The 25,911-nt window shown below is 29.9% G+C and carries 22 protein-coding genes; 17 read left to right on the top strand and 5 right to left on the bottom strand.

Features of this window, described 5'->3' with window-relative positions; all coding sequences use genetic code 11:
• Positions 1 to 177 precede the first annotated feature (177 nt).
• The 4 genes from KV700_RS05195 (at position 178) to KV700_RS05180 (ending at position 7,292) form a co-directional block, all read left to right on the top strand.
• Positions 178 to 4,590, top strand: coding sequence for a translocation/assembly module TamB domain-containing protein (locus tag KV700_RS05195; RefSeq protein WP_218599418.1), 4,413 nt, complete (start codon positions 178 to 180; stop codon positions 4,588 to 4,590).
• 225 nt (positions 4,591 to 4,815) lie between these two features.
• Positions 4,816 to 5,799, top strand: coding sequence for a 6-phosphofructokinase (pfkA, locus tag KV700_RS05190; protein ID WP_166381885.1), 984 nt, complete (start codon positions 4,816 to 4,818; stop codon positions 5,797 to 5,799).
• A gap of 26 nt (positions 5,800 to 5,825) precedes the next feature.
• Positions 5,826 to 6,827 (top strand): type I glyceraldehyde-3-phosphate dehydrogenase, encoded by a 1,002-nt coding sequence (gene gap, locus KV700_RS05185; RefSeq protein WP_166381887.1) that lies wholly within the window; start codon positions 5,826 to 5,828, stop codon positions 6,825 to 6,827.
• Positions 6,828 to 6,923: 96 nt separating this feature from the next.
• Positions 6,924 to 7,292, top strand: a complete 369-nt coding sequence (locus KV700_RS05180) for a methylglyoxal synthase (protein ID WP_166381889.1) — start codon at positions 6,924 to 6,926, stop codon at positions 7,290 to 7,292.
• On the opposite strand, the gene KV700_RS05175 is transcribed toward KV700_RS05180, so the two are convergent.
• Both KV700_RS05175 and KV700_RS05170 read right to left on the bottom strand, forming a co-directional pair.
• Positions 7,285 to 7,665: a RidA family protein gene (locus tag KV700_RS05175; RefSeq protein WP_166381891.1), complete on the bottom strand. Its 381-nt coding sequence runs from the start codon at positions 7,663 to 7,665 to the stop codon at positions 7,285 to 7,287. The genes KV700_RS05180 and KV700_RS05175 overlap by 8 nt on opposite strands.
• 118 nt (positions 7,666 to 7,783) lie before the next feature.
• Entirely contained in the window at positions 7,784 to 10,444 is a 2,661-nt protein-coding gene (locus KV700_RS05170; RefSeq protein WP_218599417.1) for a putative LPS assembly protein LptD, read from the bottom strand.
• Between the two features lie 93 nt (positions 10,445 to 10,537).
• Between KV700_RS05170 and KV700_RS05165 the strand changes: the two genes are divergently transcribed.
• The 13 genes from KV700_RS05165 to KV700_RS05105 all read left to right on the top strand — a co-directional run bounded on the left by KV700_RS05165 (position 10,538) and on the right by KV700_RS05105 (position 23,247).
• Entirely contained in the window at positions 10,538 to 11,629 is a 1,092-nt protein-coding gene (locus KV700_RS05165; protein ID WP_166381893.1) for an N-acetylmuramoyl-L-alanine amidase, read from the top strand.
• A gap of 54 nt (positions 11,630 to 11,683) precedes the next feature.
• Positions 11,684 to 12,652 (top strand): MlaD family protein, encoded by a 969-nt coding sequence (locus KV700_RS05160; protein WP_166381895.1) that lies wholly within the window; start codon positions 11,684 to 11,686, stop codon positions 12,650 to 12,652.
• Between the two features lie 23 nt (positions 12,653 to 12,675).
• Positions 12,676 to 13,992 carry a (Fe-S)-binding protein gene (locus KV700_RS05155; protein ID WP_218599416.1) on the top strand — a complete coding sequence of 439 codons (1,317 nt, stop codon included), beginning with the start codon at positions 12,676 to 12,678 and terminating at the stop codon, positions 13,990 to 13,992.
• Between the two features lie 178 nt (positions 13,993 to 14,170).
• Positions 14,171 to 14,950, top strand: a complete 780-nt coding sequence (locus tag KV700_RS05150) for a (Fe-S)-binding protein (protein ID WP_218599415.1) — start codon at positions 14,171 to 14,173, stop codon at positions 14,948 to 14,950.
• A gap of 23 nt (positions 14,951 to 14,973) precedes the next feature.
• Entirely contained in the window at positions 14,974 to 15,477 is a 504-nt protein-coding gene (locus KV700_RS05145; protein ID WP_218599414.1) for a PH domain-containing protein, read from the top strand.
• Positions 15,470 to 16,969, top strand: coding sequence for a PH domain-containing protein (locus tag KV700_RS05140; RefSeq protein WP_218599413.1), 1,500 nt, complete (start codon positions 15,470 to 15,472; stop codon positions 16,967 to 16,969). The genes KV700_RS05145 and KV700_RS05140 overlap by 8 nt, the downstream gene beginning before the upstream one ends.
• Entirely contained in the window at positions 16,960 to 17,871 is a 912-nt protein-coding gene (gene menA / locus KV700_RS05135; protein WP_218599412.1) for a 1,4-dihydroxy-2-naphthoate octaprenyltransferase, read from the top strand. Before KV700_RS05140 ends, menA begins: the two co-directional genes overlap by 10 nt.
• Before the next feature lie 27 nt (positions 17,872 to 17,898).
• Entirely contained in the window at positions 17,899 to 18,576 is a 678-nt protein-coding gene (locus KV700_RS05130; RefSeq protein WP_218599411.1) for a metal-dependent hydrolase, read from the top strand.
• Position 18,577: 1 nt separating this feature from the next.
• The gene (locus KV700_RS05125) at positions 18,578 to 19,102 is read left to right on the top strand and encodes an SRPBCC family protein (RefSeq protein ID WP_218599410.1); all 525 of its coding nucleotides are present in this window, start codon (positions 18,578 to 18,580) and stop codon (positions 19,100 to 19,102) included.
• Positions 19,103 to 19,207: 105 nt separating this feature from the next.
• A complete protein-coding gene (locus tag KV700_RS05120) occupies positions 19,208 to 20,245 on the top strand; it encodes an o-succinylbenzoate synthase (RefSeq protein WP_218599409.1) in 1,038 nt (345 codons plus the stop codon).
• Between the two features lie 2 nt (positions 20,246 to 20,247).
• On the top strand, positions 20,248 to 21,213 hold the full coding sequence (locus tag KV700_RS05115) for a CPBP family intramembrane glutamic endopeptidase (RefSeq protein ID WP_218599408.1): 966 nt from the start codon (positions 20,248 to 20,250) through the stop codon (positions 21,211 to 21,213).
• Positions 21,210 to 22,328, top strand: coding sequence for an AMP-binding protein (locus KV700_RS05110; protein WP_218599407.1), 1,119 nt, complete (start codon positions 21,210 to 21,212; stop codon positions 22,326 to 22,328). Before KV700_RS05115 ends, KV700_RS05110 begins: the two co-directional genes overlap by 4 nt.
• 430 nt (positions 22,329 to 22,758) lie before the next feature.
• Positions 22,759 to 23,247, top strand: a complete 489-nt coding sequence (locus KV700_RS05105; RefSeq protein WP_166381915.1) for a thioredoxin family protein — start codon at positions 22,759 to 22,761, stop codon at positions 23,245 to 23,247.
• A gap of 61 nt (positions 23,248 to 23,308) precedes the next feature.
• Here KV700_RS05105 and KV700_RS05100 read toward each other — a convergent pair whose 3' ends face one another.
• The 3 genes from KV700_RS05100 to KV700_RS05090 form a co-directional block, all read right to left on the bottom strand.
• Positions 23,309 to 24,409 (bottom strand): OmpA family protein, encoded by a 1,101-nt coding sequence (locus KV700_RS05100; protein ID WP_166381917.1) that lies wholly within the window; start codon positions 24,407 to 24,409, stop codon positions 23,309 to 23,311.
• Between the two features lie 110 nt (positions 24,410 to 24,519).
• Positions 24,520 to 25,416 (bottom strand): Ppx/GppA phosphatase family protein, encoded by an 897-nt coding sequence (locus tag KV700_RS05095; RefSeq protein ID WP_218599406.1) that lies wholly within the window; start codon positions 25,414 to 25,416, stop codon positions 24,520 to 24,522.
• A 6-nt stretch (positions 25,417 to 25,422) separates the two neighbouring features.
• Positions 25,423 to 25,911, bottom strand: a complete 489-nt coding sequence (locus KV700_RS05090) for a histidine phosphatase family protein (RefSeq protein WP_166381921.1) — start codon at positions 25,909 to 25,911, stop codon at positions 25,423 to 25,425.

Below are 25,911 nucleotides of genomic sequence, written 5' to 3'. Positions count from 1 at the left end.
TTTATCTTGTCTTCCTTTTTTAAGAATAGAAATTTAATTCTTTGTTAAATTTGCACGTTCTTTGTAGTAATTGGCAACGTTTTTGATTCGTATTTATCATCTTTGTTACAATCATTTTAAATAGAAAAGATTATCAAAAAAGTAGGAAAAATAATACTGAAATGCCTTGGGTACTTTGTGCTCTTCTTGCTGTTCATTTTTATTTTTATTTCTATACCTGCGGTACAAACAAAGTTAGGTAGTTATGCTACCCAAAGACTTAATAAAGATTTTAATACACATATCTCTATAGAAAAAATAGATTTATCATTTTTAGGTAATATTCAATTAAAAGGAGTGGATATTAAAGACCATCATCAAGATACTTTAATATATGTAAAAAAAATATCGAGCTCCCTTTTAAATGCCAAAAATTTTTTAGATAATAAAGTAAATCTTGGTAGTATTTCTCTAGATGGAGCTTACGTTTATATGAAAACCTATAAAGGAGAAAAAGACGATTCTATGTCTATTTTTATAGATAATTTTAATGATGGTTCTCCAAAAGATTCTCTCTCCAAACCTTTTATATTAAAATCTGATAATGTTTATGTAAGTGATTTAAATTATAAATTGATTAACGAAAATAGTAACAGTCCTGTTTTATTTTCTGCAAGTAATGGAGGCGGAAATTTACAGGATTTATTAGTGTATGGACCCGATTTTTCATCGAATATAAGAGGACTTTTTTTTGTAGATAATAGAGGTTTAGAAGTTACCAACTTAACCACCGATTTTTCGTATTCTAAAACGGAAATGCATTTTGTAAAAACAACATTACAAACTAGAAAATCTAAAATTAAGGCTACAATAGCTTTTAAGTATAAAAGAAAAGATTTAATTGACTTTAATAATAAGGTAGATATTACTGCGGCTTTTACTAAAAGTACTATTTCTATTCCAGATTTAAAGAAATATTATACGGAGTTATATGGAAACGACATTATTACTTTTACTGGAGATTTTAAAGGAAAGTTAAATAACTTTTCCTTAAATAATCTTTGGTTAACCTCTAATAAAGGAATTAAGGTAGTTGGTGATTTAGATTTTGTAAATGCGGTAGATTTTAAAAAAGGTTTTATTTTTAAAGGTAATTTAAGAGATGTAACAGCTACTTATAATGACTTAAAAAGTATTTTACCTAATGTTTTGGGTAAAACACTACCATCGGAATTTGTAAAATTTGGACAATTTACTTTAAAAGGAAAAGTACATGTTACATCAAAAGAAATTAAAGCCAATTTAGATTTAAAATCTGAAATAGGTAATGTTATATCAGATTTACAAATTTCTAATATAGACGATATTGATTATGCCGCCTACAGCGGAAAAATAGCCTTAAATAAGTTTGATATTGGTGCGTTATTCAATGATCCTTTATTTGGTAAAGTTTCTCTAAAAGGAGATGTAAAAGGGAGCGGTTTTAAGCTAGAAAATATTAATACTTCTTTTATAGGTACAGTTGCAGAGCTCAATTTTAAAAATTATACGTATAAAAATATTGAAGCAAATGGTCAATATCAAAATAATAAATTTGATGGAGATTTAAAGATAGATGACGTTAACTTTAAAATGAAGTTTAATGGGTTGGCAGATTTGTCTACAGATATAAATAAGTTCGATTTTAAATCTAATATAGAATACCTAAACTTAAAAGAAACAAAACTTTTTACAAGAGATAGTATAGCTGTTTTAAAAGGTAATATTGAATTAGATGTAGAAGGAAACACGTTTGATGATATTACCGGTAAAGCCACTTTTACAAACATTTTATACACAAACCAAAAAGAAGAATTTAATTTTAAAGAATTTAATGTTATATCTTCTTTAAAAGATAGTATTAAAACAATAGAGGTAGTGTCTAAAGATATTGCAGAAGGGTATTTGTCTGGTAAATTTTCATTTTCAGAATTGTTACCCGTTGCGCAAAATGCTTTAGGTAGTGTTTATACAAACTATAAACCTTTTACAGTAGCACCAAATCAGTTTTTAGATTTTAATTTTACAATCTATAATCAAATTGTTACGGTGTTTTTTCCTGAGATTTCTATTGATAATAATACAAAGATAAAAGGTAAAATAAAGGCAGATAAGAACCAATTAAGGTTAACGTTTTCTTCTCCAAAAATAGAAGCTTATGGCAATGAGGTAAAAGATATTTTGTTAAGAACAGACAATCAAAACCCACTTTATAACTCTCATTTAACGGCATCTGAAGTAAATACAAAATATTATAATATTTCTAAACTAAACTTATTAAGTTTAAACCAGAATGATACGTTATATTTTAAATCAGAATTTAAAGGAGGTATTAAAAAGAACGAAGATTTTAACCTCGATTTTTTCTACACTTATAATCCGGAAGGGAAATCTGTAGTTGGTTTCGAAAAATCATCTTTTATATTTAAAGAAAATACATGGGAGATTAATCCAGACTCATTAAATAAAAATAAAGTTACTTTCAATATCAAAGAAAATGACTTTGATTTTAGTCAGTTTAAATTTACCTCTGGCGAGCAAAAAATAGCGTTTTCAGGTAGTTTAAAAGGAGATTCAGAGAAAGTGCTTGTAGCAGATTTTACAAAGGTAGAATTAGAGAGTTTTTTACCTAAAATAGATAGCCTTGCATTAAAAGGAGTTTTATCTGGTCATGTAGATTTTGTACAAAGTAAAGGAGTTTACAACCCGGAAGCATTACTTTCTATAGCTAATTTTCAAGTTAATAATTTTAAGCAAGGAGATTTATCTTTAAATGTAAAAGGAGATAATTCTTACGAAAAATATCAAGTAGATTTAGCTATAAATAATGAAAAAGTAAAAAGTATTGCAGCTACTGGTTCTTTAGATTTTTCAGAAAAAAGGCCCTTAATAGATTTAGATGTTTATTTAGAAGAATTTGGATTAGATGCTTTTAGTCCGCTAGGTCAAGACGTTTTATCCTCTATAAGAGGTACTGCCAATGGAGATTTTTCTTTAAGAGGTTTCTTAGGTAATCCCGAAATGGAAGGAACTCTAACGCTTAAAAATGCAGGTTTAAAGTTTCCGTATCTTAATGTAGATTATGATTTTGAAGGAGAGTCTATAATTAGTTTACAAGAACAGTCGTTTATTTTTGAAGAAGTAAGACTGGTAGACACCAAGCATAAAAGTCGTGGAAGACTTATTGGAGATATTACCCATTTAAATTTTAAAAAGTGGTTTTTAAATATCGAAATAGAGAGTAATAATTTATTAGTTTTAGACACCAAAAACACAGATGAATCACTCTATTATGGTTCTGCTTTTATTGATGGATCTGCTAGTATTACTGGTTTAACAGATCAATTAACCATAGATATTAATGCCAAAACAATGCCTGGAACCGCATTTGTTGTTCCTTTAAAAGATATAGAAACCGTAGATAGTTATAATTTAATCCATTTTAAAACGAAGGAAACCGGAATTCAGGAAAAACAAAAAGAGGTTGCCTTAGAAGCAATAAAAGGACTGTCTTTAAATATAGATTTAGACGTAACAAGTGATGCAACCGCACAAGTAGTTATAGATGAGGTAAATGGAAGTCAGTTAACCGGTAGTGGTAAAGGAAATTTAAGAATAGAGATAAATACACGCGGTAAATTTAACATGTTTGGCGATTATATGATAGATACTGGTGTTTACGATTTTAAATATGGAGGTATTGTAAGCAAACCATTCTTAATACAAAAAGGAGGTACGGTTTCTTGGAATGGAAACCCGTATGAAGCCAATTTAGATGTCACCGCAATTTATAAAGCAAAAGCGAATCCTGGGGTTTTATTGCAAAATTTTAATTCTAATAGAAAAATTGAAGTAGATTTAGTAACAAAAATTACAGGAGGTTTATTTAGTTCTAAACAAGATTTAGACATTCAATTAACAAATGTAGATCCATCGATTGCGAGTGAGTTAGAGTTTATTTTAAATGATAATAATGTAAACGAGAAAACAACCCAATTTATATCATTACTAGCTTTTGGTAGTTTTGCAAACCCAGATAGAGCAGATTTTAATGCAGGAGAAACTTTTTCTAATACAGCTTCTAGTGCAGTATCTGCAGCTTTTTCTAGCTTATTAAATAATCCTGATGGTAAATTTCAATTAGGAGTAGATTATCAACAAGGAAATAGTGGTACAGATATAGGTAGTTTATATACCGATAATCAGGTTGATGTTTCTGTAAGCACACAGTTAGGAGATAAAGTGGTTATTAACGGAAAAGTGGGAGTGCCTGTTGGTACACAAACGCAATCTAGTGTTGTTGGTGAGGTAAAAGTTGAAATTCTATTAAATAAAGAAGGTAATTTTAGAGGTGTTATTTTTAATAGACAAAACGAAATACAATATTCTACAGAAGAAGAAGGCTATACGCAAGGTGTAGGACTTTCTTATCAGGTTAATTTTAATACACTTTCTGGCTTGTTAAGAAAAATTAAAGGAAAGAAAAGAGTTGTTAGAGAAAACGAAACTTTCATAAAAAGAGATTCTACCTTAAGATTAAAGGATAAATTAATAAATTTCGAAGGAAACTAATAAACTTACAATTTATTAAAACAAAAGTGATTTTTATCATTTAATTTTTTCGAGTTCATGGTTATTTTTGCGTCTTAAAAAATAATAACAAAACAATAATGTAAACCATTAAAATATTTAGAAAAAATTAGCTACTTTTCACTTATAATAACGAAAATTAGCCTAAAACGATTTCGTAATTTTATTATTTTAAATGGTTATAAAGCAGTAAATTTACATCAGGATATGAAGAAAATTAAAAAAATAGCAGTTATGACTTCTGGAGGAGATGCTCCAGGAATGAACGCCGCAATTAGAGCAGTAGTAAGGTCTTGTGCCTATTATAGTTTAGGTTGTGTAGGTATATATAGAGGATATGAAGGCTTAATTGAAAATGATCTTGTAGATTTAAATGCAAGAAGTGTTCATAATATTATTAACAAAGGTGGAACAATCTTAAAATCTGCTAGATCTAAAGGATTTAGAACCAAAGAAGGTAGACAGAAAGCTTACGATAACTTAATAGAGCGTGAGGTAGATGCATTGGTTGTTATTGGTGGAGACGGTTCTTTTACAGGAGCAGTGTTGTTTAACGAAGAGTTTGATTTCCCTGTAATAGGTATTCCAGGTACTATCGATAATGATATCTTTGGAACATCCCATACTTTAGGATATGATACCGCTTTAAATACGGCAGTAGAAGCAATTGATAAAATTAGAGATACAGCATCTTCACATAATAGACTTTTCTTTGTTGAGGTTATGGGACGTGATGCCGGTTTTATCGCTTTAAACGCAGGTGTTGGAGCAGGAGCAGAAGAAATCTTAATTCCTGAAGAAGATTTAGGATTAGATAGATTATTAGAATCTTTAGAAAGAAGTAGAAGAGCAGGTAAATCATCTAGTATTGTAGTCGTTGCAGAGGGAGATAAATCTGGTAGAAACGTATATGATCTTGCAAAATATGTAGAAGAAAACTTACCAGAATATGACGTTAGAGTTAGTGTTCTTGGGCATATGCAAAGAGGTGGTTCACCTTCTTGTTTCGATAGAGTTTTAGCAAGTAGATTAGGCGTAAAATCAGTAGAGTTATTATTAGATGGCAAAACCAATTTAATGGTAGGTTTACAAGATAATAAAGTAATTTGTACAGATATAAAAATAGCAATTGCTGGTGGGCATTCTATAAACCACGAGTTGCTTAGAATTTCTGATATTATAACAACATAAAAAATAATTAATTAAAAACTAGTAAAATGATTAAAATAGGAATTAACGGATTTGGTAGAATTGGAAGATTAGCATTCAGATCTGCAGTAAATAGAAAAGACATACAGGTAGTAGGAATTAATGATTTACTAGATGTAGATTATTTAGCTTACATGTTAAAATACGATTCTGTTCACGGTGCATTTGATGGAACTGTTGATGTAAAAGACGGTAAATTAGTTGTAAACGGAAACGAAATTAGAATTACAGCAGAAAGAAACCCAGCAGATTTAAAATGGGGAGAAATTGGAGCTGAGTATATTATTGAATCTACAGGGTTTTTCTTAACAGCAGAAACTGCAGGAAAACACTTAGAAGCTGGAGCTAAAAAAGTAGTTTTATCTGCACCATCTAAAGATGATACACCAATGTTTGTAATGGGTGTAAATAACAAAGAATTAAAAGCAGATACTAAGATTTTTTCTAACGCATCTTGTACTACAAACTGTTTATCTCCTATTGCTAAGGTATTAAATGACAACTGGGGAATCTCAGAAGGTTTAATGACAACTGTACACGCTGCAACTGCAACTCAAAAAACTGTTGATGGTCCTTCTATGAAAGACTGGAGAGGTGGACGTTCTGCTATTGGTAACGTAATTCCTTCTTCAACTGGAGCTGCAAAAGCTGTTGGAAAAGTAATTCCTGCTTTAAACGGAAAATTAACTGGTATGGCTTTTAGAGTTCCTACTATGGATGTTTCTGTTGTAGATTTAACTGTAAAGTTAGAAAAACCAGCAACGTATGCTGAGATTTGTGCTGCAATGAAAGCTGCTTCAGAAAGTGATGCAATGAAAGGTGTTTTAGGATACACTGAAGATATGGTAGTTTCTCAAGACTTTGTTGGAGATACTCGTACTTCTATCTTTGATGCTAAAGCTGGTATCGCTTTAAACGATAACTTTGTAAAAGTTGTTTCTTGGTATGATAACGAAATGGGTTACTCAACTAAGATTGTAGACTTAATAGAATATGCTGCTTCTTTGTAAGATAAAGTAGTTTATACATAAATAAAAAGCCTGATAGAATTAATTTTCTATCAGGCTTTTTTTTATCTTTATAGTAAATAAATTTAATACTATTTTATGGAAATAGCAATTATAGCACATGATGGTAAAAAAGCAGAAATGGTTCAGTTTTTAAACGAACATAAAGAAGTTTTGCTTAAAAAAAATATAAAATTAGTTTCTACAGGAACTACAGGTTCCAAAGCAGAAAAAGCGGGTTTTGTAGTTACAAAATTCTTATCAGGTCCTATTGGAGGAGATGCACAAATTGCAGCAAGAGTTGCAGAAGGAAAATGTAATATGGTCTTGTTTTTTAGAGATCCTCATGCAAAACACCCTCATGAGCCAGATATTATAATGTTGTTAAGAATTTGTGATGTACACAATGTTCCGTTAGCAACAAACCCTGCATCTGCAGATTTATTAATGAAGGCAATTGCTATTTAATAGCAATTGCACTAATTTCTACATTTACAAACTTTGGTAAGTTTGCTACTTCTACAGTTTCTCTTGCAGGAGCTGTCTCTTCATTAAAATAGTTTCCGTAAATAGCATTTATTTCTCCAAAATTATTCATGTCAGAAATAAAAATAGACGTTTTAATGACGTTTTCGAAAGTCATATCAGCAGCAGCTAAAACTTCTTTTAGGTTTTCCATAACTTGAGTTGTTTCTTCTTTTATGGAAGATAAAACCAATTCTCCTGTTTCTGGATTAATTGCAATTTGACCAGAAGTGTACAACGTATTTCCACTTAATACTGCCTGATTATATGGTCCTATTGGAGCTGGTGCTTTACTTGTTGTTATTATTTTTTTCATTGGGTTGTATGTTTCTAAATTATTGCATTCTAAAGCTACAAAGTTAATACGTTTTAACGATTGTTACTTATAAGGTAGTCTAAGTTTTTTAGATTAGAACACTGAACACTAAGTAGTATTAAAACAATCTTCTATCTGCAGGTTTGCTTTTATCCCATTTAAGATCTGATAATACAGAAGATTTTACACCAATAAAAAACGTGTAAGAAGAATTTGTACCAAAAGGAACCCAGTTAAAATTAAATTGCCAGCTATCTAAATCTCTAGTGAAATTAAATCTAGAAAATGTAAAAGCACCTCCTTTAACATCGTAACCAGAAGAATAGCCCATTTTCCATTTTGGAGAGAGTTCTAAGTTACCACTAAACATAATACTATGCACACCAATATTACCACCGTCTATACCATTATTCGTATAATTAGTAGAGTAGGCTAAATTTATAGACCAAGGGATATCTGCTCTATATAACTTTGTCTCTTTCTTTGTGTTTTTTTCTTCTGTATTATTAGCGTTATTTCTATTATCTCTACCAGTAGGATTAATATCTGCTCCAATAATATCTACATTATTGTCACCTCCGTTACCGCTTTCTTTAGATTTGTCTTTTTTATCCTTGTCAAAATCGGTACTAGATATAGAATAATTTGCAGTTAAATTAGCATTTGTTAATCTTAAAATATTTGCATTATACTCATTAATTCTTACACCATCGCTATTTACTTTATAAGGATCCATAGAACCACTTAAATTAATAGATAACTTATCTTTAAATAAACGTGTTCCTGCAGAAAAACTAACAGGAGACCATCGTAAACTATCGGCAGCAATATTATAAGAACTGCTAAAGTTTAAATTATTTAAAAGAGTTATTTTTTCATCTTCCTCGTCACTATCTGGGTCTTTGGGAGCAACCTTTGCTTCTAAAACGTTGTTTAAAGTAATACCTATAGAATTACTTAAGCCAGAAGACGGAGCACCATAAATACCTTGGTCATAAGCAGTGTAATCTAATAAATCGGTGGCATCTGCACTTTGCTGTACTTGTTTTATGTATTTATCCTTAAAATCGGGTCTGTAAGAATAAGAAATAGATGGTCTAAAGGTATGTCTAATAGTTTTTAATCTTCCTTTCTTAAAATTAAAAGTACCATAGATGTTTGTAGATAAACTAACACCAGCATTGTATTCTCTATAGCTTTTAAAGCCCCTAAGAGTGTCTGTAACAACAACATTTTCTGTTACATCATAATCTTTCTGAATATAATCAAACTGCCAAGTTTCTTCATAATTAGCACTTGGTGATAATGTAAAGTATTTAAATGCTTTTATATTTGTACTAGTTCCTGTTTTATGCTGCATTCCAGATCTTGCTGTTTCAAACATTTTTGGTGTAAAAAACTCATCATCTGTAGTGTTAATTAAATACTGGCCTTGCATTGTGTAGTTAAAACCCATTTTTTGAATGGGTGTTTTCTGAATGCCATTTTTTCCCGCAAACGGATATATTCTACTCATATTTACAGTTAAGGATGGCAATGTCATTGTAATCGCTTCTGTATTTGTATTTTGTTGATGACTAGCAGTAAGGTTCATGTTAAATGGCGTACCAACAAAAGTTTTGCTATAATTTATTGAAGAGTTAAATGTGTTTGTTAACGTCTGTGCTATGTTATACTGGTTTTGAGATTCTCTAAAAAACTTACTACTACCTAAGTTTACAGAAGCAGAGAATCTAGAGTTAGGACTCGCCTTAGCATCTTGACTGTGAGACCATCTAATATTAAAGTTGTTAGATTTACTATAAGTATCGAAGCCTCTAATTCCGCTGATATTATTTTCGAAGTTTAAACTAAAAGAACCGTTAAAGCGATACCGCTGCCTGTAGTTAGAAGATATTCTAGAACCCCAACTTCCGTTTGAATAGACATCAGACAAAACTGTTAAATCCATATAATCACTAATCGCAAAATAATAACCACCATTCTGAAAACCAATACCTCTATTACTACTTCCAGTATCAAAAGACGGAATTAAAAATCCAGAAACACTTGTTTCTGTTATAGGAAAATAAGCAAAGGGTAAATAGATTGGGGTAGGTATGTCTGCTAAAACTAAATTACTAGTACCCACAATTATCTTTTTTCCAGGTACTAATTTAGCTTTGTCAGTTGCAATGTAATAATCCGGATTTTTCTTTTCTGAAGTAGTAAAACGTATATTTCTTACATATATAGTAGAATCATTTACACGCTTGGTTTTTTCTCCATACGTAAACATTTCTCCTTGTTTTGTTTTTAATCCATAAATTAAAGCTCTTTTACTCTTAAAATTATAGATAATAGAATCTTGTTCAGATTCTTGACTGCCTTGTTTAAAAATAGGACGTTGAACGTAACCAGTACTATCTATGATTCCTTTTGCAAAAAGAGTGTTTTTCTTATAATCAACAACAATTATACCTGCTTTTAAATCGATATCTGTATAGGTGATATTTGCTTCGTTATAAAGTGTAACCGTTTGGTCTTTTGCATTTTGTATGGTGTAGTCTGTAGCAACATGCACAATAATGTCTTCTATAGTTTCCTTAAGTTTTATAGAGTCTAAAGAAATTGAATCTGTTTTTTTTAATGCTAAAGAATCTCTCTTATTTTTAAAAAGAGAATCTTTCTGAACATTAGTAATTGCTGTTTTATCTTCAGATTCTAGTGCTTGTGAAAAGCCTATTTCTATAAAAAAGATACCGCAAAATAAAAGAATGTATGATAGGTTTGTTTGCAATGCTTTAAATGCTATTTTTGTATAAAGGTTAAAAGTATGGCTCAATATTTGAAACACCAAATTTACGATGCCAAAATTAGTTAAATTTTATTGATGCAAATTAAAGAAAATCACAAAATTAATATCAAAGTAAGAAATCTTTTATTTTTTCTCTTTGCGTTCTCATTTTTAATGAATCCATCATTACTATTTGGGCAAAAAGAATACGTAGTTGTTATTGATGCTGGTCATGGTGGTAAAGATCCTGGAAACCTAGGTAACGGTTACAAAGAGAAGAATATAGCGTTAAAAGTTGCGCTACTTGTAGGAGGAAAATTATCTAAGACTAAAGATATAAAAGTTGTTTACACTAGAAGTGACGATGTTTTTATCGATTTATGGAAAAGAGGAGAAATTGCAAATCATGCAAAGGCAGACTTGTTTCTATCCATTCATTGCGACTCTCATACGTCTAATGCATATGGTGCGGGTACTTTTGTTTTAGGTTTAAGAGGTAATAAAAAGAACTTAGAAATTGCTAAAAGAGAAAATGCTTCCATTTTTTATGAAGATAATTATGAAGAGAAGTATAAAGGATTCGATTCTAATTCTGCAGAATCTGTAATTGGCTTATCTCTATTACAAGAAGAAAACTTAGATAGAAGTTTAACTATTGCCAGTTTAATTCAACATAGTTTTACCTCTAAATTAAAAAGACATGATAGAAAGGTAAAGCAAGATAACTTTCAGGTTTTAAGAGAAACTATTATGCCAAGTGTTTTGGTAGAATTAGGTTTTTTAACCAATAAAACAGAAGGTAGATATCTAAATTCTAAAAAAGGTCAAGAACAAATGGGAACTGCCATTACAGCAGCTGTTTTAAAATATTTAGGTAATTTAAAACTAAATACAGTAAACAATAATGTGTCAGAAAGCAAAGTAGTAGGTAATGTAGAATACAAAGTGCAAGTTGCCTCTGGAAGAAATAAAATAGAAACAAAAGCATACAATTTTAAAGGTTTAAGAGAAGTAGAGCGAGTTGCTGTAGGTAGTTATTATAAATATTATTTTGGAAACACTTCTAACTATTCTAATGTAAAACAATCTTTAAAGGTTGCAAAAGGTAAAGGGTATACTTCTGCTTTTATTGTTGCTTTTAAGAATGGTGAAAAAATTTCTGTACAAGAAGCGCTTAAAATACAATAGATTTGATGGTCTCAACCAAAAATTATTAGTAGTTTTGTTATTAAACTTTTATGGATGTCTAAAGAATTAAAAACAGGAATTGTTGCTATTGTTATTATATTCATATTTATATGGGGATATAACTTTTTAAAAGGTCAAAACTTGTTTGATGGAAATACCCGTTATTTTAAAGTAGAATACACCAATATTGGTGGTTTAACGAAGTCTAGCTCAGTAACTATTAATGGGTTAAAAGTAGGTAAAGTTATAGATATTGCTTTTAATCAATCAGATGATAAAAAAGGGCAATTAGTCGTTAATTTTGCTATTGAAAAAGATTTTGAATTCTCTAAAACTAGTGTTGTAAAAATATATTCTCCTAGTCCTTTAGGTGGCTCTAATTTAGCTATAATACCAAATTATGATGGTGAAATGGCTATTTCGGGAGACTATCTTAAAGGTCAAATAGAATCTAGTTTATTTACTTCTATTGGAGAGCGTTTAGATCCTATACAAGCTAAGTTAGAAATGGTAATGGTAAGCGCAGATTCATTATTTAAAAATGTAAATAATGTGTTAGATACAAACACACAAAAGAGTTTAAAAAACTCTGTTACAAGTTTAGAAACGACTTTAGGTGAAGTTCAAAAAATGATGTTATCTGTAAATGGAATGATAGATGCTACTTCTTCAGACCTAAAAGAAAGTGTACAAAACACCAAGAAAATTACAGAAAATTTCGCAAAAGTGTCTGATACTTTAGCAAATGCAAATATTGGAGCTGTTATTAATAAAGCAGAAATAACATTAAATTCTGTTAATTTAATGTTAGCTGGTATTCACGCTGGTAAAGGTACCGTTGGTAAATTAATTACTGATGATGCGATGTATAATAACTTAACTTCTATGTCTAAAGAGTTAGAAAACTTATTAAGAGAAATGAAAATGAATCCTAAGAGGTTTGTACATTTTTCTTTATTCGGAAAAAAAGCAAAACCTTATACGCCTAAGAAAGAGACCGAATTACAAGAAGAAAATAACTAATTTTATATAAACTACTAACTAATATGCAATACCTACCCAACATAATTTTTGCTTTAGCCTTAGCTTTAGGACTTAGTTTTTTTGCGATGAACATTCGTAAACTATTAAGAAATATTAAATTAGGTAAAGAGGTTAATCGTACAGATAAAAAGCCTGAACGTTTAAAAAATATGTTGATGATTGCTCTTGGGCAATCTAAAATGGTAAAAAGACCTTTTTCAGGATTTCTTCATATTGTTGTGTACGTTGGTTTTATTATTATAAATATAGAAGTTTTAGAAATTATTATTGATGGGTTATTTGGAACTCACAGAGTTTTTAAAGGACTTATAGGTGATGGTTTATATGGATTTTTAATTGGTGTTTTCGAGGTATTAGCAGTCTTAGTTTTTGTAGCTGTTATCGTTTTTTGGCTACGTAGAAATATATCTAACATTAAACGTTTCTTAAGTAAGGAAATGAAAGGTTGGCCTAAAAACGATGGAAATTATATTCTTTATTTCGAAATGGTGTTAATGACCTTGTTTTTAGTGATGAATGCTACAGACGCTAGTTTTCAGCAAGCTGGAATTGGAAATACAATCAGTCAGTTTATAGCGCCTTTATTTGATGGGTTTTCTCCAGAAGGGTTGCACACTATAGAAAGAACTTGTTGGTGGATTCATATTTTAGGAATCTTAGTTTTCTTAAACTATTTATATTACTCAAAACATTTACACATCTTATTAGCGTTTCCAAACACCTATTTTGCAAACTTAAATCCTAAAGGTCAGTTTACAAATTTAGAATCTGTTACTACAGAAGTAAAGTTAATGATGGATCCAGATGCAGATCCTTATGCAGCTCCAGCTGAAGGAGAGGAAGAAGCAATTCCGGAAAAATTTGGAGCATCTGACGTTGCAGATTTAAACTGGGTACAATTATTAAACGCATACACCTGTACAGAGTGTGGTAGATGTACATCATCTTGTCCTGCAAACCTTACCGGAAAAGAATTATCTCCAAGAAAAATCATGATGGATACTCGTGATCGTTTAGAAGAGGTTGGTAGAAATATTGATGCTAATAAAGGCGTTTTTGTTGATGATGGTAAGCAATTATTAAACGATTATATTTCTCCAGAAGAACTTTGGGCATGTACAAGTTGTAATGCTTGTGTAGAAGAATGTCCGGTAAATATAGATCCTCTTTCTATTATTATGGATATGAGAAGATATTTGGTAATGGAAGAAAGTGCAGCGCCACAAGAGTTAAATATGATGATGACAAACATCGAAAATAATGGAGCGCCTTGGCAATACAATCAGCAAGACAGATTAAACTGGGCTAACGAAGAGTAAAAAAATAGTTGGCAATTTACAGTTGTAGTTTTCAGCGAAAAGCTGTGGTTTTCAAAATTAGTATTCAGTAAACAGTCTCAGTTTTCAGTTCCTGTCAGTTCGAGTGAATTTAAGAGGAACGAATAAATTTGTATCGAGAACATACGATTAATCATTTAAACGAATAAACATCAAAGTTATGAACGTACCAACAATGGCAGATATGATGGCTCAAGGTAAGCAACCAGAAGTGTTGTTTTGGGTTGGCGCAGCAGGAAGTTATGATGATAGAGCAAAAAAAATATCGAGAGCATTTGTAAAAATATTACATCAAGCTAAAGTAGATTTTGCTGTCTTAGGAACGGAAGAATCTTCTACTGGAGATGCCGCAAAAAGAGCAGGAAATGAATTTTTGTTTCAGATGCAGGCAATGATGAATATTGAAGTGCTAAATGGTTACGAAGTAAAAAAAATAGTTACTTGCGATCCGCATTCATTTAATACTTTAAAAAATGAATATCCTTCTTTAGGAGGAAAATATGAAGTTTTCCATCACACACAATTCATACAAAATTTAATTGCAGAAGGGCGTTTAAAAATTGATGATACTACTTTAAAAGGGAAAAGAGTAACGTTTCACGATCCTTGTTATTTAGGTAGAGCTAATGAAGTGTATGAGTCTCCTAGAGAATTAATAAAAAGATTAGGCGTTAATTTAACAGAAATGAAACGCAATAAATCTACAGCATTGTGTTGTGGAGCAGGAGGAGCGCAAATGTTTAAAGATGCAGAAAAAGGGGATAAGGAAATTAATGTTTTAAGAACAGAAGATGCTTTAGAAACCAAACCAAATATTATTGCCACAGGTTGCCCTTATTGTAATACCATGATGACAGACGGAATTAAGTTTAAAGAAAAAGAAGCCGAAGTTGTTGTTAAAGATATTGCAGAATTAATTGCAGAAGCTAACCATTTGTAGATAAAAACATTAAATTATTTTAAATGTTTAAAAACGAATTGGTTTCTAATTTACCAAATATTACCGAGATAGCCTTTAAACAGATTCATAAGAATTATTTAAAAGTTATTTTATTTAATGTATTATTAATTTTTACTGCTGCCTTATTAGGGATTTACTTAGCAAGTTATTATAATTTTCTTGAAGGAATTAGTCCTTATGTTTACCTTATCTATATCGCCTTTATAATTGTTTTTATTTTCACAGTACTTTTACTTTACTACGGATTTAAAAAAAGAAAATACGCGGTTAGACAAAAAGATATTTCTTATAAAAGTGGTCTGTTCTACAAAAAAATAACAACAGTACCGTTTTCTAGAATTCAGCATATAGAAGTAGATGAAAGTCCTTTTTCTAGGTTTTTTAAATTGGCTTCCTTAAGTGTTTTTACGGCAGGAGATAGTAGTGATGATTTAGAAATAAAAGGAATTACCAAAAAAGAAGCTATAGAAATAAAAGAATTTATCAGCCAAAAAATCAATGAATAACACGTTTGATTTTAGCCAATTTTCTAAGCAATCTAAAAAAGGAATACTTATAATTTATCTTAAGTTACTGTATAAAGTATTAAAAACTTTTTGGATTTTACTGTTTCTATTTATTCAAAAATTTTCTAAGCTTAACGAAAGTACATTTTTTTATATATACTTGGCGCTTGGGTTTTTATTATTATTTTTTCTGATTAGAGCTTTTTTAATTTATGAAAACTTTCAGTTTAAGGTTCAAGATAATCACTTTATCTTAAAACAAGGCATTTTAAACAAGACAAATACTTCCATTTCTTTTGATCGAATTCAGAATATTAATTTTAAGCAAAATATTATTCAGCAAATTATTAATGTTCATGAAGTTAATATAGAAACTGCTGGGTCTAATAAAACAGAAATTTCTATAAAAGCATTGTCTTTTCAAAAAGCAAAAGCACTTAAAAGTGAACTTTCAAGTTACAATTCTACAGTAATAAATGAGGAAGAGGTTAAAGAGAAACCTTTTTTAAAAATAAGTTTATTAGAATTGTTAAAAGTTAGTTTAACAGAAAATCACCTACAAAGTTTACTTATTTTTCTAGCATTATTATTAGGTCTTTATCAGCAGTTAGAGCAATTATTTAGCGGTATTGGAAAAGATTATTTGCTAAATGAATATATAGAGAAGAGTGGTAGTTCGTTTCATAAAAGCGTATTTGTATTTATTGTGCTCTTTATTTTACTCGTTTTTATAGCCATTTTAAGTTCTTTTGTAAGAGTGTTTTTATTTCATTTTAATTTAACTGTTTTTATAAAAGACCAGAATTTTGAAATCTATCAAGGATTGCTTACCAAGAAATCTATTATTTTAAAAAAGGATAAAATTCAAAGTATTACTGTTTCTACAAATCCAATAAAAAAGATTCTAGGCATTTCCTTTATCACATTTAAACAAGCTGTTAGTGGTGAAATTGGTAAAAAAAACAAAGATAAATTAATACGAATTGTTGGTTGTAAGAGAACTCAAGTTAATAAGATTAAAGAACTGCTTTTCAATTTTTCTGAAGTAGATCATTTAGAAAAAAAGCAGGTGCATGTTTATTTAAAAAAGAGAATGTATTTTTTGTCTTTTATACTTTTGTTGATATTAAACGGAGCTCTTTATCTTACTTTTTTAGACAAATTGGTTTTCTTAGGGAATGTTTTATTGGTTCCTTTGTTTATCTTTTTTGTCAATTTAATTTTCAATAAAAGATTCTATAAAATAAGCGATGATGTTTTGTTAGTCGGTTCTGGCAGTTTTGACACTCATTTAACATATTTACCGTTTTTTAAGGTTCAAAATATTAAAATGATGCAAACTTTTTTTCAAGAAAGAAATAAGGTTGTAGATTTGGTCTTTCAAACCGCTTCTGGAGAAATTAAACTTCCTTGTATAGAAAAAAGCGAGGCGATAAAAATTTACAATTATACTTTATTTAAAGTGGAAAGTAGTACAAATTTATGGATGTAAAAAGTTACGTAAAAGCAGCACGATTAAGAACCTTACCTTTATCGGTTTCAGGAATTATTGTTGGATGTTTTTTAGGGAGTGATCAATTAAATAATCAAGTTTCAATTTTAGAATCTCCTATTTTTTGGTTAGCAATTTTAACCACTATTGGTTTTCAAGTATTGTCTAATTTTGCGAACGATTATGGAGACGGAATTAAAGGATCCGATAAAAATAGAACAGGAGAAGCACGTATGGTTTCATCCGGAGCAATTACTCCGAAACAAATGAAATCTGCCATGATAATTACAACAATTATTACGTTGATAATTGCATTATTGCTAATTTATGTTTCTTTCGGAAAAGAAAATTTCGGGTATTCAATACTGTTTTTAGGTTTAGGAATTGCCTCAATAGCAGCAGCTATAAAATATACAGTTGGTAATTCAGCCTATGGATATAGTGGTTTTGGAGATATTTTTGTTTTTCTATTCTTTGGATTACTAAGTGTTGTAGGTAGTTATTTCTTATTTACAAAACAGATAGATTTTACTGTTTTTCTACCCGCAATATCTGTTGGGTTGCTAAGTACGGCGGTTCTAAATCTAAATAATTTACGAGATAGGGAAGAGGATCAAAAAAATAATAAAAATACGCTAGTGGTAAAATTAGGAATATTAAAAGCAAAAAAATACCATTATGGATTGATTTTTGGTGCTTTAATTACTGCTTGTGTGTATACTTTTTTAGATTTTAAAACTGTTTATCAACTTATTTTCTTAATGGCTTTTGTGCCGTTACTTAAAAACGTAAAAACTGTTGCAAACAACACGGTACCTTCGGAATTAGATAGTGAATTAAAGAAAGTAGCATTGAGTACTTTTTTGTTTGCAATTCTTTTTGGAATTGGACAAATATTGTAAATTAGAATTCAATTATAATTGTAAGATATGAAGATTAAATATTTAGGGCATTCTTGTTTTTCTATAGAAATTAATAAAGTAACTATTTTAATAGATCCGTTTATTTCGGGTAATGCATTGGCTTCTCATATAGATATTTCTAATTTGAAAGCAGATTTTATCTTATTAACCCATGCGCATCAAGACCATGTTTTAGATGTAGAAGTAATCGCAGAAAGAACAAAGGCGGTGATCGTTTCTAACTATGAAATAGCCATGTATTATGGCGCAAAAGATTTAAAGATACATCCATTAAATCATGGTGGAACTTTTAAAACGGAGCAATTTTCTGCCAAATACGTAAATGCAATTCATACTTCTTCTTTTGTAGACGGCACGTATGGCGGTGAGCCAGGTGGTTTTGTTATTTCATCTAAAGATAAAAACGTATATGTTGCAGGAGATACTGCTGTTACCATGGATATGAAATTAATCCCTTTAACAACAAAACTTGATGCGGCTATTTTTCCTATTGGAGATACGTTTACAATGGGAGTTGAAGATGCAATTATTGCAAGTGATTTAGTGGAGTGTACCAAAGTAATAGGCTGTCATTTTAATACTTTTCCACCAATAGAAATAGATGTTAATGAAGCAAAATCTAAATTTACAGCAAAAAATAAAGAGTTGGTTATATTAGAAATAGGAGGAAATATAAATTTATAAAATGAAAACAATAAAAGTAATATTAATAATCATCTCTACCTTTATAGTGATTTTTTTACTAACAGGTTTAATTGTAAAAGAAACAACGTATACCGCAGAAGTGTCTATAGATAAGTCTGTAGACGAGGTTTTTACAGCTTTTAATAATTCTGAGGATGTAAATAACTGGATTCCAGAAGTACAGTCTTTTGAGGTTGTTAATGAAAATCCTGGAAAAATAGGAAGTATCTATAAGCTAGTAGTTCTAAATCAAGGTCAAGAAATAACAATGACTGAAAAAGTATTGGCGTATGTACCCAATGAAAAAGTAACCTTGTTTTTTAATGCACAGGGTATGCTTAAAAAAGACGATTATATTTTTACAGAAAAAGACGGAGTTACAACCGTTACTTTAAATGCAAGTTGCCAAAGTGATACTTTTTTAATGGCTTGTATTTTTCCATATTTTAAAGGAACATTCATGGAGCAAGATCAATCTTATTTAGATAATTTTAAAGCTTTTGTAGAAGATAAAAAAGAAGATTAATTCTTCTTCTTTCGTTGAAAAGACCATTAATAGTATTTTATTGGCTGTTGTAAGGCACAAAAAAGTCGGTATTCATATAAATATTTTTATAAAAAATAAATTCTTTTGATACACGCTACTCACAAAAAATATACGCTCAATTTTAAAAATCCAAGTGGTACTTCTCGAGGAATTTTAAGAACCAAAGAAACGTGGTTTATTATTTTAGAACAAAATGGTAAAACAGGTATTGGAGAAACTGGTTTGTTTAGAGGTTTAAGTATAGATGATGTAGTTAATTATGAAGAAAAACTAATTTGGGCTTGTAGGAACATTAACAAAGGTTTGTCTTGTTTACTTAATGAGCTACGTGAGTTTCCGTCTATACAATTTGGATTAGAACAGGCTTTTTTATCACTTAAAAGTGACGATCAATTTAATTTATTTCCATCAGAATTTATAAAAGGAAATGAATCTATTGCTATAAACGGCCTTATCTGGATGGGAGAAAAAGCATTTATGAAAAAGCAAATCAAAGAAAAATTAGAAACTGGTTTTTCTTGCATCAAAATGAAAATTGGTGCTATTGATTTTGAAGCTGAAATTGCGTTATTAAAATCAATTAGAAAAGAATTTTCTTCCAAAGAAATAGAATTAAGAGTAGATGTAAATGGTGCTTTTAATCCTAAAAATGCATTAGAAAAATTAAAACGGTTATCCGAATTAGAAATTCATTCTATAGAACAACCCATTAAACAAGGGCAAGTGCAAGAAATGGCTGCATTGTGTGCTAAAACACCTTTGCCAATTGCATTGGATGAAGAGTTGATTGGTATATTTTCATCCGAAGAAAAAAAGCAGTTATTACAAACAATTCAACCTCAATTTATCATTTTAAAACCGAGTTTGATTGGTGGTTTTGCGGGGAGTTTAGAATGGATTAAATGTGCAGAAGCAATAAATGCTGATTGGTGGATTACCTCTGCGTTAGAAAGTAATATTGGATTGAATGCTATTGCGCAGTTTACACATACATTAAAAAGTAATTTACCACAAGGCTTAGGTACTGGCGGTTTATTTACAAATAATTTTACAAGTCCGTTAGTTGTTAAAAACGGAACGTTACAGTATAATCCAGCACAAAAGTGGAATTTTAATTTATAAACATGAATTACATACAACAAGCATATAAAGGAAAAAGTGAATGGTTTCATTGGGTGTTAACCATTATAGTTGTTTTTGTTGGCTGGCAAATTATTGGTGTATTGCCTTTAACAGCCATAGCTATTATGCATTCTGCAAATTTTTCTGAATTTATTGCCGCTGGAGAAAATAATTTTATGACATTAGATATCGATAAAAATCTCTTCCTTTTTTTTATGATTTTGATGTTCATATTTGGTCTTATTAGCCTTATTATTGGAGTCAAATATATACATAAAAGAACGGTTACATCTCTAGTAACGAGTAGGAAGAGAATAGATTGGAAACGTTTTTGGTTTGGTTTTATTCTTTGGGGAATTATCTCTTCTGTAGTAATTATGTTGGGTATTTATTTATCTCCGGATAATTATGTGTGGAATTTTAAAGCGATTCCTTTCTTTACCTTATTAGCTGTTTCTTTTTTGTTTTTACCTTTTCAAACTTCGTTTGAAGAATTACTTTTTAGAGGGTATTTTATGCAAGGTTTGGGTATTTTAACTAAAAATAGATGGTTCCCATTAATTTTTACTTCGGTTTGTTTTGGCTTGTTGCATGGAGCAAATCCTGAGGTTCAAAAACTAGGGTACATTTCTATGGTTTTTTACATTGGTACGGGTTTCTTTTACGGAATAACTACTTTAATGGATGAAGGTACCGAGTTGTCGCTAGGTTTACATGCTATTAATAATATTGTAGCGGCATTTTTTGTAACGACCGATTGGACGGTTTTTCAAACAGATGCTTTGTACGTAGATACTTCAGAACCTTCTGTTGGATGGGAAATGTTTTTTCCTGTCTTGGTTTTATATCCAATTCTGTTATTTATTTTTTCAAAAAAATATGGATGGAAAAATTGGAAAGAAAAATTAACGGGTAAGATTACTAAACCGGTTAATTTAAAAGAAAATTATAGAATTTTAGAAGATTGAAAATAGATAAGTTTCATACCAGCTTTCAATTAAATGAGGTTTCATTTGCTTCTGTAAACGAAATTCTTTCGTATGCATCTCGTTTTTCAGTTGAAATTCACCATTTTTTAAAAACTTGGTTTTCTGAAGAAGCATATATTACGGTTAAAACTTCTGGCTCTACAGGTATTCCAAAAGATATAAAATTGGAAAAAAGTAAGATGATGAATTCTGCTTTAGCAACTGGTGCTTTTTTTGAGTTAAAAGAAAATACAACAGCATTATTATGCTTACCTACAGAGTATATTGCCGGTAAGATGATGTTGATACGTGCTTTAACTTTAGGCTGGCAATTAGATATTATATCTCCAACATCTTTTCCACTACGTGGGATGAAAAAACTGTATGATTTCTCTGCAATGGTTCCGTTACAGTTAGAGAATTCTATCAATTCATTACATCAAATTAAGAAATTAATTGTTGGTGGAGGCGTAGTTTCTAATCAATTACAAGATAAAATTCAGAGCTCTAGTTGTAGTGTTTTTGCGACTTACGGGATGACGGAAACCATTACTCATATTGCCGTTAAAAGGTTGAATAACTTTTCTTCATTACAAAACAATGGTCATAAAAAATCTTCACATAAGGACTTTTATCAAACACTACCAAATGTAGAAATTTATAAAGATGTTAGAAACTGTCTGGTAATTAAAGCACCAAAGGTTTCTAATGAAGTAATTTTTACAAATGATATTATTCAATTAGTTTCAGAGAATCAATTTGAATGGTTGGGGCGTTTTGACAATGTAATAAACTCTGGAGGTATAAAATTACATCCCGAAAAAATTGAAGAAAAATTATCAGAAATCATCAGTAAACGTTTTTTTGTTGCAGGGGTTTCAGACGAACAACTAGGACAAAAACTTGTATTAATTATAGAACATCCTTTTATTACAAATAAAATAAAAGGTGAATTAAAATTGAAAATACAGCAATTAGAATCACTTACTAAATTTGAATCTCCAAAAGAAATTTATTTTGTAGCTAAATTTATAGAAACAGAAACTAATAAAATTAGACGTAATAAAACCTTAGACTTGCTAAAAATGAACCCAGGTTCAGTAGTTCGTTTTTAATATTTAATAATTTTATACCATTGTATCTGAAAGCTAATTTTTATACAATTAAGATTCATATATTAATGCTAGAAGTTTCTTAACTATTTAATAATTTTATATTATTCTAATCATATTTTTAAATTTAATGTAATTAATAACTAAATGTGCTTGTTTTCTTAAAATATTGTTAAAATTTTTATATATTTGTTCTTATTCTGAAGATAAGATGTAATAATTAAATTGGGGGATTGAATTTATTATATTCGAAGAATAACCTAAGGTCGTAATTTTTTAATTACGGCTTTTTGTTTTTTACAAATCATTTTCTTCACCAGATTTCTTTTTCAAATTGAAAGATGAACCTTTTTTTAAGGCCTATTTAAGGTAAAATTTCTTTGGAGTTTTTTTTATGGTATTATTTTTGATATTTTTGATGAAATTAATATTCATGAAAAAAGTCATTTTAAGTTTTTCTATTTGTTTTTTATCAGCTACATATATTATAGCACAAGAAAAGCCAGTAGAAAAGCAAGAAGTTAAGATACAAGAATCATCTTCTATAAAGTGGGAGCCTTCTTTTAATGAGGCTTTAAAGAAGTCTAAAAAAGAAAATAAGCCAGTACTTATTTATTTTACAGGATCAGATTGGTGTGGCCCCTGTAAGGTTTTAGATAAGAATCTTTTTCATTCAGAAAAATTTAAGGCTATAGCAGATAAAGATTTAGTTTTATATGAAGCAGATAGTCCTAGAAATATAGATTTAATTTCTGCGGAGATGTTAGAGGTAAATAATGATTTAAAAAGAAAATTTAAAATAAGATCATTTCCTACGTTAGTATTTGTAAATCATAAAGGAAAAATGATTGGTTATAAAAAAGGTTTAATTCTTACAGATTATTATTATCCTTTTATTCAGTCTGTTATAGAGAATTATTAAAGCAAAAAAAAACCGAAGCAATTTGCTTCGGTTTTTTTTATATCTTTTTTAAAGAAGATAATTATTTTTCATTCACTACTCTAAACGTAGTTCTTCTATTTGCTCTGTGTTGTGCTTCTGTACAAGAAACACCATCTGCACATCTGTTTGTTAATTTAGCTTCACCGTAACCATTACCAGTTAATTTACTTGGGTTTACACCTTTAGAAATTAAATAGTTAGTTACTGCTTGTGCTCTTCTTTCAGATAAGTCTTGGTTAGATGCTTTGGTTCCTCTTGAGTCTGTATGAGATTCTAAAGCTACAGATACACCTGTTTTTAATACAGGTAATAATCTTGTATCGATAATTCCTTTAGCAGCAGAAGTTAAAGTAGCGCTTCCTAAATTCCAATTAATTGGTAAAATAGTGTTGTTAACTAATGCACATTCAACTTCTTTCCAAGTTGTTAATCCACCTTTATTAACTAAGATTTCTTTAGTTACAGTTTGGTACTTCGCAGCAACAGTAACTTCTTCTTGCCATGCATCTTTAACTAAAACTGTTTTGTTGATGCTTCCATATTCTGCAGGAATTTCAATAGATTTAGTAGTAGGTGGCGTTACCATTACTTTAGTAGTATATGTTTTATCATATCCAGGAACTTTGTTAGATACAGTACTTGCGTCTTTATCTAATTTAGTTAAAGGTACAGTTACAAATTGAGCAGGAACCGGCACAAAACACCAGTATCTACAATCGTTAGGATCGCTAGACTCACAATCAGGTGCTTTTTCACTCATTTCCCAATTTGCAGAAGCCGCTTTTGTTTCTATCGTTTGAGAATCTGGGTTAAAAGTAGCATTAATTACACTTAATTTGTTTGCGTCTACTTTAGCAGTATAGTTTACTGTTTTGTCTTCCCAAACTGCAGGAACAACAACTAAACGTTGTCCAGCTTCTTTAATTAAAACTCTTTCTGTAACAGTATTGTATTCTGCAGGATGTGTAACAATTTTCTTATAAGCTGGAGCCACTTCAATAGTTACATCTTCGTTTTTCCAAACTTCTGGAGTTTTACAACGTACGTAACATTTTCCTGGTTCTGGATTTGTTGGTAAGTCTTGAGCAAATGCTGCTGCTCCAAACATTAATAGTGTAGCACTTAGTAAAATTTTTTTCATAATATACTTATTTTTGATTTTTGAATTCATGTATATGACACACAATTTTTTAGCAAGTCACAATTTTGCCTAACAAAAATACAAATTATGTTAAAGAAATCATAAAAAAATCACAACTTATTGTAAAATAGGCTTTTAATTATTCCATCAGAAAGTCCAATTTTAGGAACATAAATTTTTCGAGCACCACTCCATTTCATTGCAGACAAGTAAATTTTGGTTGCTGGTATAATAACATCTGCTCTATCTGGGTTTAAACTTAACTCAGAGATACGTTCGTCATAAGTCATTTGTTTTAAGAATTGATATTGAGCATTTAGATAAATATAAGAAATAGGTTTTCCTTCTGCGCGTCCAGACATTTTAAATAACTTATTAATGTTACCGCCAGAGCCAATTAAAGAGACTTTCTTTAAATCTTTCGTATTTTTCTTTATCCATTTCTCTACGTTTGTAAAAATTTCTTTGTTTACAGATTTTTTGTTGCTTAACAAACGTACCGTACCCATTTTAAAAGATTTAGAAGTAAGAATTTTACCTTCAGAAAATATGGTGAATTCTGTGCTACCACCACCAACATCTACATAAAGATAAGAGCTATCTCCTTGTATTAATTGATTTAGATCTGTAGATGATATTATGGCTGCTTCTTCTTTACCACCTATAATATCAATTTTTACTCCAGTTTGATTAAAAATTTTTTCGGCAATTTCTTTTCCATTTTCAGCTTCTCTCATTGCAGAAGTTGCACAAGCTTTATATCTTTCTACACCATTTACATCCATTAATAATTTAAATGCTTCCATAGCATTAATCATTCTGGTAGTGTTTTTTTCGCTAATAATTCCGCCAACAAAAGCATCTGCTCCTAAACGTATGGGCACACGTACTAGAGAAGATTTTTTAAACTGAGGCTCTTTGTCTTCAGATACTATAACGTTGGATATAAGTAATCTAATAGCATTTGATCCAATATCTATAGCACCATATTTTTTAATTTCTAACAAATTATTTTATTTATGGTTTTTAGGGAATTCTATCATAAACGTTTTCCCTTTTTTAATATTTTTCCAATGTTTATCTTCGAACTGAATACCTACAACACCACAAGTTGATACATGGGAAATAGGCTTGTTACCAAACTTATTTACAAAGCTATTGATACCGTGATCATGACTAAAAATGATGGCAGAATTAAAACCATCGTCTAAAGCATTTACTGTTTTTACCAAATAACCATCACTAAAGCTATATAACTGTCTTTTTACTTGAAGGTTAGATAAAGGAAATTCGAAGTTTTCACAAAAAATTACAGATGTATGTAGTGCTCTATTGGCACTACTTGATACAAAAACATCTGGTCTGCCTATTTCTTTTGCTAAGAATTTAGACATTAAATGTGCGTCTTTTATTCCGCGTTTTTTTAAAGGCCTGTCAATATCTTCTATTCCTGAGTATTCCCAAGAAGATTTTGCATGTCTAACAATGTATAAAGTTTTCAT

Source organism: Polaribacter sp. NJDZ03 (genome assembly GCF_019263805.1).
Taxonomy (GTDB): domain Bacteria; phylum Bacteroidota; class Bacteroidia; order Flavobacteriales; family Flavobacteriaceae; genus Polaribacter.
This window is presented reverse-complemented; position numbering and strand designations above follow the sequence as displayed.